We start from the raw sequence: 15151 nt of genomic DNA, 5'->3' as shown, positions 1-15151 counted from the left end.
TCGACTCCGCTCCTTCGTCGCTCCGCTCAACGACCGCAGGAGGGATCCCCGGTCGTTGAGCGGAGCGAAGCGGAGACGAAACGGGCTGTGCGAGCGGAGCGAGTCGAAGCCGCTCCGTCCGCCCGCTACACCAGGCTCTCGCGCCAGGCGGCGTGGAGCTGCGCGAACTTGCCGTCGCCCGCGATCAGGGCGTCCGGGGCGTCGTCCTCGATCACGCGGCCGTGCTCCATCACGAGCACGCGGTCGGCGATCGCGACCGTCGAGAGGCGGTGCGCGATGATGATCGCCGTGCGGTCCGCGAGCAGCGTCTGCAGCGCATCCTGGATCGCCCGCTCCGACGGGATGTCCAGCGACGCCGTGGCCTCGTCCAGGATCAGCACCGCCGGGTCGGCCAGGAACGCGCGCGCGAACGAGATCAGCTGGCGCTGCCCCGCCGAGACCCGGCCGCCGCGCTTGTTGACGTCGGTGTGGTACCCGTCCGGCAGGCCCTGGATGAACGCGTCCGCGCCGACCGCCTTGGCGGCCTCCACGATCTCGTCGAACGTGGCATCCGGCCGCCCGAGCGCGATGTTGTCCGCCACCGTGCCGCTGAACAGGTACGCCTCCTGCGTGACCATGACGATCGCGCGGCGCAGGTCGCGCGGGTGCAGATCTCGCAGGTCGACGCCGTCCAGCGTCACGCGGCCCACGCTCGGGTCGTAGAACCGCGACACGAGCTTGGCGAGCGTCGACTTGCCCGCGCCGGTCGTTCCGACGAGCGCCACCGTCTGCCCGGCCGGGATGTCGAGCGAGAACTCCGGCAGGACGATCCGCCCCGTGCCGTACGCGAACGTGACGTCCTCGAAGCGCACGTGGCCCCGCGCCTCCGGCAGCTCCACCGGCGCGGTCGGATCCGGCACCGTGGGCTCCTCCTCGAGCACGCCCGAAACCTTCTCGAGCGCCGCGGAGGCCGCCTGGAACGAGTTCAGGAACATGGCCACCTCCTGCAGCGGGCTGAAGAAGTTGCGCACGTACAGCACCGACGCCAGCAGCAGGCCCACGGAGAACTCGCCCCACGTGATCCGGATGCCGCCCCACAGCACCACGAGGCCGATCGAGAAGGCCGAAATCGACATCAGGCTGGGCTCGAACACCCCGAACAGGCGGATCGAGCGCATGTTGACGTCACGGTACTCGAGCGCCAGGTCGCCGAACTGCTTCTCGTTGCGCGGCTCGGTGCGGAACGCCTTGCCCGCGCGGATGCCCGTCATGGTCTCGACGAACTTCACGATCACCTTGGCGCTCACCACGCGCGAGACCCGGTATGTGCGCTGCGACGACAGGTAGAACCAGCGCATCAGGATCGCGAGCGGCACACCCGCGGCGACCAGCACGAGGCCCGACTGCCAGTCGACGATCATCAGCGCGATGAACGTGAACGCGCCGTACAGCGCGCCGTTCACGAGCTGCGTGAGGCCGCCGTTGAGCAGCTCGCGGATCGTGTCGAGGTCGCTGGTCTGGCGCGAGATGATCCGGCCCGACGTGTACGACTCGTGGAACTCGAGGCTCAGCAGCTGCGTGTGCCGGAACACCCGCGTGCGCAGGTCGAGCAGCACGTTCTGCGTCACGCGCGCCGCGAGGATGTCGTACCAGGCCAGCAGCAGGGCGCCGCCGATCGCGGTCGCGACGTACGCGCCGCCCACGAGCCACGCCGGGCCCCAGTCGGCCCGCTCGATCACGGCGGGCAGCGCCGTGTTCAACCCGATGCCGAGCAGCGCCGGGCCGAGCACGCGCACGCCGGTCTGCGCCACGACCACGACCGCGACCAGGATGACCTGGGCCTTGAGCGGCGCGAGCAGCGACATCAGCAGGCGCAGCGAGCGGCGGCGGATCGCCCGGCTCTCCTCGCGCGTGTAGTCGGAGCGGTCCTCGCCCGCGGTTCCCTGCACGGAGCTGCTCATCGCGCGGCCTCCTCGTCCTTCTCGCCCGCGATCACGTCGAGATCCGCGGTGGGGCCTGGATCGTCGAAGGGAGACCTGTCGTTGCGCCACGCCTCCTCCTGCTCCACCTCGCGCTCGAAGCTCGAGATCACGGAGCGGTAGTGCGCCGACCGGGCCATGAGCTCGGCGTGCGTGCCGACGGCCGTGATCCGGCCGCCCTCGAGCAGCGCGACGCGGTCCGCGAGCGCGACCGTCGACGGGCGATGCGCCACGATCAGCGCCGTGGTGCCCGCGAGCACGCGGCGCAGCTCGGCCTGCACGCGCTCCTCGGTGTCCACGTCGAGCGCCGACAGCGGGTCATCCATCACGATCACCGCGGGGCGCGCGGCGACCGCGCGGGCCAGGGCCAGGCGCTGGCGCTGTCCGCCCGAGAGCGACAGGCCCTCCTCGCCGATCAGCGTGTCCGCACCATCGGGCAGGTCGTCGACGAACGCGGCCTGCGCGACGTCCAGCGCCTCGCGCAGCACACGGTCCGCCTCCGGCGAGCGTGGGTCGAGGTCGTCGCGTCCGAGCAGGACGTTGTCGCGCACCGAGGCGGAGAAGAGCGTCGCGTCCTCGAACGCGGTCGCGATGATCCGCCGCAGGTCGACCAGGCGCAGGTCGCGCACGTCGACGCCGTCGATCGTGACGCGGCCGCCCGTGACGTCGTACAGACGCGTGGGCAGCGTCGTGAGCGTGGTCTTGCCCGATCCGGTCAGCCCGACGAGCGCCATGGTCTCGCCCGGGCGCACCTCGAGGTCGATGCCGTTCAGCAGGTCCGGCTCGGCCGATCCGGCGTCCTGGTAGCGGAAGTGCACGCCCTCGAACGCCAGCGCGCCGCGCGGCTCGGCGATCTCGACCGGGCGCTCCGGGTCGGTGATCGTGTTCTGCGCGTCGAACACCTCGAAGATGCGGTCGGTGGCCGTGCGGGCGTCCATCATGAACGCGAACAGGAACCCGATCGACTCGATCGGCCAGCGCAGGATGGTCACCATCGCGAAGTACGCGAACAGCTGGTCCACGCCGATCCGCCCGAGCGATGCGAGCCAGATGCCCATGATGAGGCTGACCGCGAACGCGAACTCCTGCATGAACACGAGCCAGAACTCGATGCGCGCGATCGCGCCGGCCTTGCGCATCTCGGTGTCGCGCAGCGTCTGGGCCTGGCGCGTGAAGCGGCGCAGCGCGTGCGGGCCGCGCCCGAAGGCCTTGAGCACGCGGATGCCGTGCACGCTCTCCTCGACGCTCGTGGCGAGGTCACCCTGCTGGTCCTGACTGAGGCGCGTGAGCGTGCCGTACTCGCGCTCGAACAGGAAGCCCTGGATCCACATCGGGATGCCCGAGGCGACGAACACGGCGGCGAGCGCCCAGTGCCACTGGAACAGCAGCACGGCGCCGATGACGACCGTGAGCACGTTGACCACGAGCAGGATGAGGCCGAACGCGAGCCAGCGGCGGATGAGGCCGATGTCCTGCATCATGCGGCTGAGCAGCTGACCCGACTGCCACCGGTCGTGGAACGCGACGGGGAGGTGCTGCAGGCGTGCGTAGAACGTGCGACGCAGGTCGTACTCGACGTACGTGGCCGGGGCGACGACGAGCCAGCGGCGCAGGTAGACCATGAGCGCCTCGGCGAGGCCCAGCCCGAGCACGGCGAGCGCGCCCCATACGACCGCCGTGGTCTCGCCGGAGGCGATGGGGCCGCCGACCACCCACTCGAGGGCGATCGGGATCATCAGGGCCATGAGCGCCGCGCCGAGCGCGGTCACCGCGCCGAGCGCGAGGCGCGGCAGCACGGGACGGGCGAACTCGAGCAGGCGGAGCAGCGCCCGTGCCGTGGACAGACGGGGCGCGGACGGGCGCGGGGAAGGACTGGACATGTTCCTCGTGGGAGTCAGAGAAAGGCCGGATCGGCGGAGCCTTCCAGCCTATTGAGCTTCGAGCGCGCGCCGCAATGGCGATATGAGGCGGCGCGTCGCCCCTCTCGACGCTACCGCTGTGTGGGAGCACCGGCTCCGTCGTGCACCATCCCCGTGGTGGTTGAGCGAGGGAGAGCCAGCGACCGACCCGTGGTGGTTGAGTGAGGGAGCGCCAGCGACCGACCCGTGGTGGTTGAGCGAGGGAGCGCCAGCGACCGAGTCGAAACCCAGGAACCGCCCCGCGGCCCCTACTCCCCCGCCTCGCGCGCGAGCAGGGCCCGCTTCACGTCGAGGCCCCACGCGAACCCGCCGAGCGTCCCGTCGCCGCGCAGCACGCGGTGGCACGGCACGAACAGCGCGGGCGCGTTGCGCGCGCAGATCGAGGCCGCTGCCCGCACCGCGCGGGGCGATCCGAGCGCCGCCGCGAACTCCATGTACGTCAGGGGCGCGCCCGGCGCGATCCGCCGCAGGGCCGACCATCCGGCCGCCTGCAGCTCGGTGCCGCGCTGGCGCACCGTCACGGCGTCGATCGCCGCGAGGTCGCCCGCGTAGTACGCGCGTACGGCGTCGGCGGCGCCGGTCTCGCCGTCGCGGACGTCCGCGGGGCGCAGCGCCGGGTGGATGCGGGCGAGCATCGCGTCGGGGTCGGCGGTCCAGCCCGAGGCGAGCACGGCGCCGTCCGCGTCGACGACGAGCGTGAATGCGCCGTCGGCGGTCTCGAGGGTCTGGATGGTGGCGGTCATGATGCCTCCTCGGCGGGCTTGAGCGGCTTTGACCGGTCTTGGGGGTCGAGACTGGTGCTCCCGGCGCCAGTCTCGACGCCCGGGACCAGTCTCAGCGGGGTGGTCGGCGCGGATCCGGCGGGGCCGGCGGCGAGGCGCCACAGGTGCATGGACAGGTACGAGCGCCACGGGGCCGTGCGGGCGGCCCACGCGGCAAGCTCGCGCGGCTCCGCGGGGATGCCCGCCCGCGCGGCGCCGGTGCGCAGGGCGACGTCACCCGTGAGGACGACGTCGGGGTCACCCGTCACGCGCATGCGGACGTAGTCCGCGGTCCAGGCGCCGACGCCCGGCAGGGCCATGAGGGCGGCGCGCTGCGCGACAGCGTCGTCGCCGGTGGTCAGCGCGAGGTCGCCCGAGGCCAGCGCCGCGGCCGCCCCGGTGATGGCCCGGATGCGCGCGGCCGGGCCGCGCAGCACCTCGGGACCCCGCTCGGCGATGGCGGCCATGGTGGGGAACAGCAGGCGCTGCTCGCCCGCCAGCTCGATGCGCTCGCCCAGCGCCTCCGCGAGGCGCGTGAGGTGGGTGCGGGCCGCCGCCACGGAGATCTGCTGGCCGACCATGGCGCGGATGAGCAGCTCGTGCGGATCGGCCGTGCCCGGGAGCCGGATGCCCGGGCTGTCTGCCACGTGCGGCGCGAGCTCCGGATGGCGCCGGAGCGCCTCATCGATCGCGAGCGGGTCGGCGTCCAGGTCGAACAGCCGGCGGGCACGGGAGACCAGGGTCGACAGGTCGGCCAGGCTCTCGAGCTTCGCCTCGAGCCGCAGGCGACCGCCGCGGTGGCTCAGACGGAACCACGCCGCGCCGTGCGGCAGCCGCAGCGTGCGGGCGAACGACGCCTCGTCGCCCTCCTCCACGCCAGGCAGCGCGCGCACGGACATCCACGCGAACAGCCCAGTCGGGTCGAACGGCTCGCGGTAGGGCAGCGCGAGGTCGATGCCCGTCGGCGCGTCCACGGCCGCGCCGCGGCGGCGCGCGCGCAGCTCGGTCGGGGTCATCCCGAACACCTCGCGCACGGTGTCGTTGAACTGCCGCACGCTCGCGAAGCCGGCCGAGAACGCCACATCCGCCGCGGGCAGGTCCGTGCCGACGAGCAGCAGCCGGGCGGTGTGCGCCCGGTGCGCGCGGGCGAGGGCGAGCGGACCCGCGCCCAGCTCGGCGGCGAGCAGCCGCGTGAGGTGGCGCGACGAGTACCCGAGCCGGCCGGCGAGGCCCGACACGCCCTCGCGCTCGACCACGCCGTCGGCGATCAGCCGCATCGCGCGGCCCGCGACGTCGCCGCGCACGTTCCAGTCGGGCGACCCGGGCGCCGCCTCGGGCAGGCACCGCTTGCACGCGCGATACCCGGCCTCGTGCGCCGCGGCGCTCGTGGGGAAGAACGTGACGTTCTCCTCCTTCGGCGTCCGCGCGGGGCACGACGGCCGGCAGTAGATGCCCGTCGACCGCACGGCGGTCACGAACTGCCCGTCGAACCGCGCATCGCGCGACGAGATCGCCGCGTACCGCTCGGCGAAGGTCATGTCCGGGGCCATGCCTCGATCCTGACACGCCGGACGGCGAACGGCTGGCGGTTTTCGGACATGGCGCTTGCGCGGCGAAACACCGCGAGGTTGCACTCGAAGGAGTGCAACCTCGCGGGGTGGAGCCGGCTCAGTGGAAGAAGTGGCGCTCGCCCGTGAAGAACATCGTGACGCCGCGCTCGCGGGCCAGGGCGATGGTCTCCTCGTCGCGGACCGAGCCGCCCGGCTGGATGATCACCTTCACGCCGGCGTTCATCAGCACCTCGGGGCCGTCCGAGAACGGGAAGAACGCGTCCGACGCCGCGATCGATCCGGCGGCGCGGTCGCCGGCGCGCTCGACCGCCAGGCGGCACGAGTCGACGCGGTTCACCTGGCCCATGCCGACGCCGACCGTGGCGCCGTTCTTCGCGAGCACGATCGCGTTCGACTTGACCGCGCGGCACGCCTTCCACGCGAACACGAGGTCCTGCACCGACACGTCCTCGGGCACCTCGCCCGCGACGAGCTGCCAGTCCTTCGCGACCGACTCGAAGTCGTCCTCGGGGAAGCGGTCGGCATCCTGCAGCAGCAGGCCGCCCGACACGAGGCGGACGTCCATCCGCTCCTGCTGCCAGTCCTCCGGCAGCTTCAGCAGGCGCAGGTTCTTCTTGTCCTTGAACACCTCGAGCGCGGCCGGCTCGAAGTCGGGCGCCACGATCACCTCGGTGAAGATGTCGCGCAGGTTCTCGGCCATCTTGAGCGTGACGGGGCGGTTCGCCGCGATCACGCCGCCGAACGCCGACACCGGGTCGCACTCGTGCGCGCGCAGGTGGGCGCTGGCGATCGGGTCGAGCGCGCTCGGCGCGGCGACCGCGATGCCGCACGGGTTGGCGTGCTTGATGATCGCGACGGCCGGCAGCACCATGTCGTACGCGGCGCGCAGGGCGGCGTCGCCGTCGACGTAGTTGTTGTACGACATCTCCTTGCCTTGCAGCTGCGTGGCCTGGGCGATGCCGTGGCCGCCGACGCGGGAGTAGATCGCGGCGCGCTGGTGCGAGTTCTCGCCGTAGCGCAGGTTCGACAGCTTCTCGGCCTGGATCGTCAGGTGGTCGGGCAGGTCGACCTCGCCCGCGATGGTCTCCTCGGCGAACCACTGCGCCACGGCGGTGTCGTACGACGCCGTGTGCGCGAACGCGCGCGCCGCGAGCTCCCGACGCTGCGACAGCGACGTGCCGCCCTTGCCGACCGCCTGGATGATCGACGGGTACGACTCGGGCGAGACGACGATCGCGACGTTCGCGAAGTTCTTCGCCGACGCGCGCACCATGGCCGGGCCGCCGATGTCGATCTGCTCGACCACGTCGTCGCCCTGCGCGCCCGAACGCACGGTCTCGACGAACGGGTACAGGTTCACGACCACGAGCTCGAACGGCGCGATGCCGAACTCGCCCAGCTGCGCCTCGTGGCTCTCGAGACGCAGGTCGGCGAGCAGGCCGCCGTGCACGTTCGGGTGCAGCGTCTTGACGCGCCCGTCGAGCATCTCGGGGAAGCCCGTGACGCTCGCGACATCCGTCACGTCGTAGCCCGCGTCGCGGATCGTGGCGGCGGTCGATCCGGTCGACACCATCTCGACGCCCGCGCCCGCGAGCGCCTCGGCCAGCACCAGCAGGTCGGTCTTGTCGCTGACGGAGATCAGCGCGCGCCGAATCGGCACCACATCGCGATCGCGATACAGCGAGGGGTCGTGACGGGGGCCGGCCATGGGTGCTCCTTGTGGATCGGGCGGGTGGGTTGGGGGATCAGGGATGCGCGGAGGGATCGAGCTCGCCGGTCGCGATGCGGCGCACGACGTCGATCAGCAGGCGGCGCTCGACGGGCTTGATGCGCTCGTGCAGGGTGTCCTCGGCGTCGCCGGGCAGGACGGGGATGCGCTCCTGCGCCAGGATCGGGCCGGTGTCGACGCCGTCGTCCACGACGATCACGCTCGCGCCGGTCTGCTCGACGCCGGCCGCGAGCGCGTCGCGCACGCCGTGCGCTCCGGGGAACTCGGGCAGGTACGCCGGGTGCGTGTTGATGATGCGCGGCTGCCACTTCGCCACCAGAGAGGCGGGCAGCAGGCGCATCAGGCCGCTCAGCACGATCAGGTCGGGCCGGATGTCGTCGAGCCGGCGCCCGAGCTCGGCGGCCCACTCCTCGCGCGACGCGAAGTCGCGGAACGGCACGACGAATGTCGGGATGCCGAACTCCTCGGCGTGGGCCAGGCCCGCCGCGTCGCGATCGGCGCCGACGGCGACGATGCGGGCGGGGTATCCGGGGTCCTCCGCCGCCTCGAGGAGGGCACGGAGATTCGAGCCCGTGCCCGAGATGAGAACGGCGACCGACAGCACGGTGCTAGTTTCTCACGCCGGACGCATCCGCTCGGGCAAGGGTTGTCTTTGCTTCCCCTTGCGGAGCCACACCATCGCTGCGCCGGGCGCGGGTGCGGTTCAGCGGGCCGCGGGCTCGTCCTGGCGGGCCTGCGCGAAGTAGAGGGCGGTCGCCTCTGCGCGGCTCGAGACGCCGAGCTTGCGGTACACATTGGCCAGGTGGAACTTGACGGTGTTCTCGCTGATGGTCAGCTCCGCCGCGATCTCCCGGTTGCGCAGGCCAGCTGCGACCCGCGCCAGGATCTCCTGCTCGCGCGCCCCGAGCGCCCAATCCGCGGAGAGTCCGGCCGGTGCGTGCGGCGGATCCAGCGGGATGACGATGGACAGGTCGGTCCCCCACCCGGGCGTCGCGTCCAGCGCGATGCGCCCGCGCAGCGCCTGGATGCGGTCCTCGACCAGCTGGTACTGGATCGATTCGCGGGACAGTCCTCCCTCGCCGTCGTCGCGCATGTCGATCAGGAGGTTCTTGCCGTCGCAGTCCCACTGCACGCGCACCCGCCCCACCTTGGGGTCGTCGAGCATGGCCAGGATCGTCCCGCGCACCACCGCCCGCGCCCCGTGCGCGACCTCGCTGGGGAGAGGACGCCCGTCGAGCGGCGGCTCGACGAACTGCATGTCGATCTCGCGGTAGCGCACGAGCGGGCCCAGATCGTCGCGCAGCCGCTCGAACGCCGTCGTGACGGGCTCCTCCGCGACCGTCCGGACACGGTCGCTCACCGTGCGCAGGTGGACGAGCCCCGCCGCCGCGATGCCGGTCGCGGTCGTGCGCGCCGCGGCGTCGTCGAGCGCCCGCGAGCGCAGCGCCGCGAGCACGGTCTCGAGAGTGGTCGAATACTCGTCCGCGAGCTCGGTGAGAGCCTCCATCCGCTCTCCCGCCGACATCCGGGCCAGGCGCAGCCAGCTCGGCGGAGCGGTGTCCGCGAGCCGCTGCACCCGAAGGCTCACGATGTTCCAGAGGTCGAGCACCGCCCGCTCGCCCTCCGCGTCGCAGGTGGGGCCGGCGAGCGCCAGCAGCGCGCCGTTGCGCGACAGGGCGAGCAGCACCTCCTCGGCAGCGCCCTCCGCAACCATCGTGTCGCGCCGGACCGTGCCGGGCGACATACGGCGGCGCATCTCGACGAGATCGAGATACGGGACCTGATCGAGGACGGACGACTCTCCGGCGCCGCGTCGATGCCCGCCATCGACATCCGCGGCGAGGATCGTCAGCGCCCGGTGGCCGGCGCCGGGCGCGAGCAGGCGGGACAGCGCCGCCGGCAGCTCCCTGATGGGCCCGTGGATCACCTCGGACAGCTCACGAAGCGTCTCCATCCGCATCCCCTCCTCGGGGCACGAGCCTAGACCTACCCGTTCGGGTGGGGGAAACGGCCCGTCAGGGTGATCGTGTCCCCTGGGCGGGCCCGAGAGGCTCGTCATGCAACCACCCGCACACAGATCGGAGGGCGAAGATGCCTAGGAACAGAGCTGTTGTCTACAAGGGTCCGGGAGAGGTGGAGGTCGTCGACACCGCTTACCCCGAGTTCGAGCTGAAGGACGGGCCGGGGGTCAACCCCGCGAACGTGGGCCGCAAGGTGCCGCACGGCGCGATCCTGCGCACGGTGAGCACCAACATCTGCGGCTCGGACCAGCACATGGTGCGCGGCCGCACGACCGCCCCGGCCGGGCTGGTGCTCGGCCACGAGATCACGGGCGAGGTCGTCGAGGTCGGCCCCGACGTCGAGTTCATCAAGGTCGGCGACATCGTGTCGGTGCCGTTCAACATCGCCTGCGGGCGCTGCCGCAACTGCAAGGAGGGCAAGACCGGCATCTGCCTGAACGTGAATCCGGATCGCCCCGGCTCGGCGTACGGGTACGTCGACATGGGCGGCTGGGTGGGCGGGCAGGCCGAGTACGTGCTCGTCCCCTACGCCGACTGGAACCTGCTGAAGTTCCCCGACCGCGACCAGGCGCTCGAGAAGATCCTCGACCTGACGATGCTGTCCGACATCTTCCCGACCGGCTTCCACGGCGCGTACACGGCCGGCGTCGGCCCCGGCTCGACCGTGTACATCGCGGGCGCCGGACCGGTCGGCATCGCCGCGGCCGTGGGGGCGCAGCTCCTGGGCGCCGCGGTCGTCATCGTCGGCGACCTGAACCCCGATCGACTGGCCGCCGCGCGGGCGATCGGCTGCGAGACGGTCGACGTGTCGCTGGGCGATCCGAAGGACCAGATCGAGCAGATCCTGGGGGTGCCCGAGGTGGACGCGGGCGTCGACGCCGTCGGCTTCGAGGCGCGCGGCCACGGCGCGGACGCGTCGCACGAGGCGCCCGCGACGGTCCTCAACTCGCTCATGGACCTCACGGCGGCGGGCGGCGCGATCGGCATCCCGGGGCTCTACGTCACGGGCGACCCGGGCGGGATCGACGAGGCGGCGCAGCACGGCTCGCTGTCCCTGCGGCTCGGGCTCGGCTGGGCGAAGTCCCTGTCCTTCACGACCGGGCAGTGCCCCGTGATGCGCTACAACCGCAAGCTGATGCAGGCCATCCTGCACGACAAGGTGCAGATCGCGAAGGCCGTGAACGCCACGCCGATCTCGCTCGAGGACGCACCCCGCGGCTACGCGGAGTTCGATCAGGGCGCGGCCAAGAAGTACGTGCTCGACCCCAACGGCTACATCAAGGCCGCCTGACCCAGAAGGAGAGTCCATGTCCGTCACCCTCGAGGACGCCCGTCGCGTCATCGCCGCCGCCGAGACGCGCGCGGACGAGATCGGCCAGCCCATGAACATCGCGGTCGTCGACGCCGGCGGCAATCTCGTGTCGCACGTGCGTCAGGACGGCGCGTGGATCGGCAGCATCGAGATCTCGATCAGCAAGGCCTGGACGTCCCGGGCGTTCGACATCTCGACGAAGGACCTGGGCGACAACGCGCAGCCCACGCAGCAGTTCTTCGGCATCCACACGACGAACGCGCACGGCCGCGGGGTCGCGATCTTCGCGGGCGGCGTGCCGCTTCGCCGCGACGGAGTCGTGGTGGGCGCCGTCGGCGTGAGCGGCGGCTCGGGGGAGCAGGACCAGACCGTCGCGGAGGCCGGCGCCGCCGCGCTCTGACCGCCCGCGCATGCGAGGGGTCGTCCCGCCGGGGCGGCCCCTCAGTGCGTGCGGGCGTGGTCGGCGTCCTCGTCCGCCCAGCCGGAGGCGAGGCGGTCGAGGCGGGAGGTGTAGGAGCGCGGGGCCAGCAGCAGGGTCGCGGCGCCGAGGAGCACCTCGAGGCCGACGGCGAGCGCGACGGCGCCCGGCTCGGGCCCGACATGCGCCAGCCGGTCGGGCCCTATGGAGCCCGACGTGAGGGCGGCGATGAGCGCCGCGCCCGCGCCGGCGATCACCGCGATGCCGGCCGCCAGGAAGGCGCGCGGGGCGACCGGCTCGTGGTCGGCCCCCTCGGCGCGGGCCTCGGCGCGGAAGGCCGTGCGCACGCCCCATCCGGCGAGCGCGCCCGCGACGACCGGCGCGAGCACCGAGAGGAGCAGCAGCGGTGATCCGTTCTCGGGCAGCAGTCCCAGCATCGGCACGCCGGGCAGCATCCCGAGCTGCGTGGCCACAGGCGTGACGCCGGTGCCGGCGCCGAGCGCGAAGCCCGGCCCGGCCATCCAGGCCACGGCCCAGCCGATCATGGTCGGCAGGTAGGCGAGCTGCGCGAGCGTGAGCAGGATGGCGCCCAGCAGGTCAACCTGCGAGGCCTCGTACAACGCGATCACCTCGCCGCCGCGCAGCGGGACCGCGACCGCGATGGCGAGCGCGGCGAAGCCGATCACGCCCGCGAGGGTGATCCCGCCGCCGCGGGCGACGAGCGCGGGCAGCTCGCGCCATCCGCTCGGCAGCCGGTCGGCGAGGTCGTGCAGGCGGTCGACGAGGCCCTCGTCGCCCTCGCTCCAGGCTCCCGTCACGGCGCCCAGCAGCATGGGGACCGCGTACACCAGCGTGGGCAGCAGCACCGCGAGCCACGGGTCGACGGCGGCGACGGGGTTGTCGGCCGTGACGTTCGCGATCAGGGCCGCGAGCGCGGTCGTGGCGGTGCCGGCCGCGACGCCCGTCAGCCAGCGCCCCGATCCGAGCGCGCGTCGTCCGGATCGCGCGGCGAAGACAGCGACGAGCACCGCGAACGCCAGCGGCGCGAGCGACAGGACGAACGATCCGGCGCCCTCCGGCAGGCCGGTCTCGACGAGGAAGTCGTCATGAAGGGTGAGCGCCAGCGGCACGAGGTTGCCCAGCTGCCAGATGCGCACGGTGGCGGGCCAGAGCCCCTGCCAGTCGGCGACGCCGCCGAACGTGAACACCCACATCAGCAGCAGCGGCACGAGCACGGCCGCGAGCCCCACGATCGCCGCCACGGCGGCATCCAGAGCGGCGAGCAGGGCGACGAGCAGGCGATGCATGACGGATCGACCCTACCCGCGGCGGCCTGCGTGAGCCCTGCGGCTCTCCGGGGTCGAGGCCGGTGGCGGCTTCGTGGGTTTCGACTCGCTTCGCTCGCTCAACCAGCACGGGGGGGGGAGCCAGCTCCCCCATGTCCGAGGCTCAGGCCTCGGTGGGCTCCAGCACGAACACCGCGATCCGGCGGTCGGTCTTCTTCTGGTACTCGGCGTAGTCGGGCCACACCTCGACGGCGCGCGCCCACCACTCGTCGTACTCGGCGCCGTCGAGCTCGCGCGCGACGTAGTCGCGCTTGACCGCGCCGTCCTGCAGCTCGACGTGCGGATTCGCGCGCAGGTTGTAGTACCACTGCGGCGGCTTCGGCGCGCCGCCCTTCGACGCCACGACCGCGTAGCGGCCGTCGTGCTCGACGCGCATGAGGGCGGTCTTGCGCAGGCCGCCGCTCTTGGCGCCGACCGTCGTCAGGACGATCACCGGCACCCCGCGCAGCGTGTTCGCCTCGGCGCCGTTCGTTGCTTCGTACGTCTCGGCCTGCGTGCGCGCCCACTCGGCGGTGCTCGGCAGGTACTCCCCGTTCAGCGGCATGGCACCAGGGTATTGCCGATCGCGGGGGCGGGGGCCGGGGTTACGCGGACGGACCGGCCCCGCCTAGCCTGGCGGCATGGCGGGCACGTACAAGACCACTCCCCTGCGCCGGCGGATCGACCGGATCATGGCGGCGCTCGGCAGGCGCGGCCTCGCGCCCGCCGGGATCTCGGCGCTCACCGTGGTGGGGCGCCGCAGCGGCCTGCCGCACACCGTGCCGGTCACCCCGATCACGGTCGACGGACGGCGCTACATCGTCGCGCCCTACGGCCCCGTGGGCTGGGTCAAGAACATCCGCGCGGCCGGCGAGGCGACGCTCGAGCGCGGGCGCCGTGCAGAGCGCATCCGGGTCGAGGAGCTCCCTCCGGAGGCCGCCGCCCCCGTCCTGCGCGAGTACGTCCGCCTCGTCCCGATCGTGCGCCCGCACGTCGCCGCGGCTCCCGACGCCGACCTCTCAGCCTTCGCGGCGGTCGCGCCGCGGCATCCGGTGTTCGCGATCACCCCCGTCCCCTGATCCCATGTCTCAGTTCGGGTCGGAATCCGGGCCGGATTCCGACCCGAACTGAGACATGCCGGGTCACGCGGGGCCCCGGGGACGACAAAGGCCCCGTCCGAGCGGACGGGGCCTTCGCGCGAAGCTGCTGCTTACAGGCTCGAGATGATCTCGCGCATGAGGGCGGCGGTCTCCGACGGGGTCTTGCCGACCTTGACGCCGGCGGCCTCGAGGGCCTCCTTCTTCGCCTGCGCGGTGCCGGCCGAGCCGGACACGATCGCGCCGGCGTGACCCATCGTCTTGCCCTCGGGGGCCGTGAAGCCCGCGACGTAGCCGACGACCGGCTTGGTGACGTTGGCCTTGATGAAGTCGGCCGCGCGCTCCTCGGCGTCGCCGCCGATCTCGCCGATCATCACGATCGCCTTGGTCTCGGGGTCGGCCTCGAACGCCTCGAGCGCGTCGATGTGCGTGGTGCCGATGACCGGGTCGCCGCCGATGCCGATGGCGGTCGAGAAGCCCAGGTCGCGCAGCTCGTACATCATCTGGTAGGTCAGCGTGCCCGACTTCGACACGAGGCCGATCGGGCCCTTGCCCGTGATGTTCGCGGGCGTGATGCCCACGAGCGCCTCGCCCGGCGTGATGATGCCGGGGCAGTTCGGGCCGATGATGCGGGTCTTGTTGCCCTTCGACTGCGCGTAGGCCCACGCCTCGGCGGTGTCGCCGACGGGCACGCCCTCGGTGATCACGACGAGCAGCGGGATCTCGGCGTCGATGGCCTCGATCATCGCGTCCTTCGTGAAGGCCGGGGGCACGAACGCGATCGACACGTCGGCGCCGGTCTTCTCGATGGCCTCGGCGACCGTGCCGAACACGGGCAGGTCCACCTCGCCCTCGTGCGCCGTCTCGTGCGTCACGGTCGAGCCGGCCTTGCGCGCGTTCACGCCGCCGACGATGTTGGTGCCCGCCTTGAGCATGAGCGCCGTGTGCTTGGTGCCCTCGCCGCCGGTGATGCCCTGGACGATGACCTTGGAGTCCTTGTTGAGGTAGATCGACATCTCTCTAGTCCTTATCCGATCCGG

Annotated in this window: 13 protein-coding genes; 3 read left to right on the top strand and 10 right to left on the bottom strand. The window is 72.4% G+C overall.

Features of this window, described 5'->3' with window-relative positions:
- Positions 1-125: 125 nt before the first annotated feature.
- The 7 genes from ASD19_RS10790 to ASD19_RS10760 all read right to left on the bottom strand — a co-directional run bounded on the left by ASD19_RS10790 (position 126) and on the right by ASD19_RS10760 (position 9892).
- Positions 126-1940, bottom strand: coding sequence for an ABC transporter ATP-binding protein (locus ASD19_RS10790; protein ID WP_055992424.1), 1815 nt, complete (start codon positions 1938-1940; stop codon positions 126-128).
- Positions 1937-3838, bottom strand: coding sequence for an ABC transporter ATP-binding protein (locus tag ASD19_RS10785; protein ID WP_082543149.1), 1902 nt, complete (start codon positions 3836-3838; stop codon positions 1937-1939). Before ASD19_RS10785 ends, ASD19_RS10790 begins: the two co-directional genes overlap by 4 nt.
- A gap of 287 nt (positions 3839-4125) precedes the next feature.
- Positions 4126-4620, bottom strand: coding sequence for a methylated-DNA--[protein]-cysteine S-methyltransferase (locus tag ASD19_RS10780; protein ID WP_055992420.1), 495 nt, complete (start codon positions 4618-4620; stop codon positions 4126-4128).
- On the bottom strand, positions 4617-6188 hold the full coding sequence (locus ASD19_RS10775) for an AlkA N-terminal domain-containing protein (RefSeq protein ID WP_235563032.1): 1572 nt from the start codon (positions 6186-6188) through the stop codon (positions 4617-4619). Before ASD19_RS10775 ends, ASD19_RS10780 begins: the two co-directional genes overlap by 4 nt.
- Positions 6189-6306: 118 nt before the next feature.
- Entirely contained in the window at positions 6307-7917 is a 1611-nt protein-coding gene (gene purH / locus ASD19_RS10770; RefSeq protein WP_055992417.1) for a bifunctional phosphoribosylaminoimidazolecarboxamide formyltransferase/IMP cyclohydrolase, read from the bottom strand.
- 37 nt (positions 7918-7954) lie between these two features.
- Entirely contained in the window at positions 7955-8542 is a 588-nt protein-coding gene (gene purN, locus ASD19_RS10765; protein ID WP_055992414.1) for a phosphoribosylglycinamide formyltransferase, read from the bottom strand.
- Positions 8543-8641: 99 nt separating this feature from the next.
- Positions 8642-9892, bottom strand: a complete 1251-nt coding sequence (locus ASD19_RS10760; RefSeq protein ID WP_235563031.1) for a helix-turn-helix transcriptional regulator — start codon at positions 9890-9892, stop codon at positions 8642-8644.
- Positions 9893-10029: 137 nt separating this feature from the next.
- Here ASD19_RS10760 and fdhA point away from each other — a divergent pair, with 137 nt between their 5' ends.
- Both fdhA and ASD19_RS10750 read left to right on the top strand, forming a co-directional pair.
- Entirely contained in the window at positions 10030-11250 is a 1221-nt protein-coding gene (gene fdhA / locus ASD19_RS10755; protein WP_055992408.1) for a formaldehyde dehydrogenase, glutathione-independent, read from the top strand.
- 16 nt (positions 11251-11266) lie between these two features.
- Entirely contained in the window at positions 11267-11671 is a 405-nt protein-coding gene (locus ASD19_RS10750) for a GlcG/HbpS family heme-binding protein (protein ID WP_055992405.1), read from the top strand.
- A gap of 41 nt (positions 11672-11712) precedes the next feature.
- Here ASD19_RS10750 and ASD19_RS10745 read toward each other — a convergent pair whose 3' ends face one another.
- Together ASD19_RS10745 and ASD19_RS10740 are read right to left on the bottom strand one after the other, a co-directional pair.
- Positions 11713-12996, bottom strand: coding sequence for a cell division protein PerM (locus ASD19_RS10745; protein WP_082543148.1), 1284 nt, complete (start codon positions 12994-12996; stop codon positions 11713-11715).
- 142 nt (positions 12997-13138) lie between these two features.
- Entirely contained in the window at positions 13139-13579 is a 441-nt protein-coding gene (locus tag ASD19_RS10740; RefSeq protein ID WP_055992402.1) for a nitroreductase family deazaflavin-dependent oxidoreductase, read from the bottom strand.
- A gap of 76 nt (positions 13580-13655) precedes the next feature.
- Here ASD19_RS10740 and ASD19_RS10735 point away from each other — a divergent pair, with 76 nt between their 5' ends.
- Positions 13656-14093 (top strand): nitroreductase family deazaflavin-dependent oxidoreductase, encoded by a 438-nt coding sequence (locus tag ASD19_RS10735; protein ID WP_055992399.1) that lies wholly within the window; start codon positions 13656-13658, stop codon positions 14091-14093.
- A 131-nt stretch (positions 14094-14224) separates the two neighbouring features.
- Here the strand turns inward: ASD19_RS10735 and sucD are convergent, their stop codons facing one another.
- Complete coding sequence (gene sucD / locus ASD19_RS10730; RefSeq protein ID WP_055992396.1) at positions 14225-15127, bottom strand: succinate--CoA ligase subunit alpha; 903 nt, start codon at positions 15125-15127, stop codon at positions 14225-14227.
- Between the last annotated feature and the right edge of the window lie 24 nt (positions 15128-15151).

The sequence above is a fragment of the Microbacterium sp. Root53 genome, from assembly GCF_001426925.1.
In the GTDB taxonomy this organism is placed as follows: Bacteria; Actinomycetota; Actinomycetes; order Actinomycetales; family Microbacteriaceae; genus Microbacterium.
The sequence above is the reverse complement of the archived record's forward strand: the minus strand, read 5'-3'. Positions and strand labels throughout refer to the sequence as shown.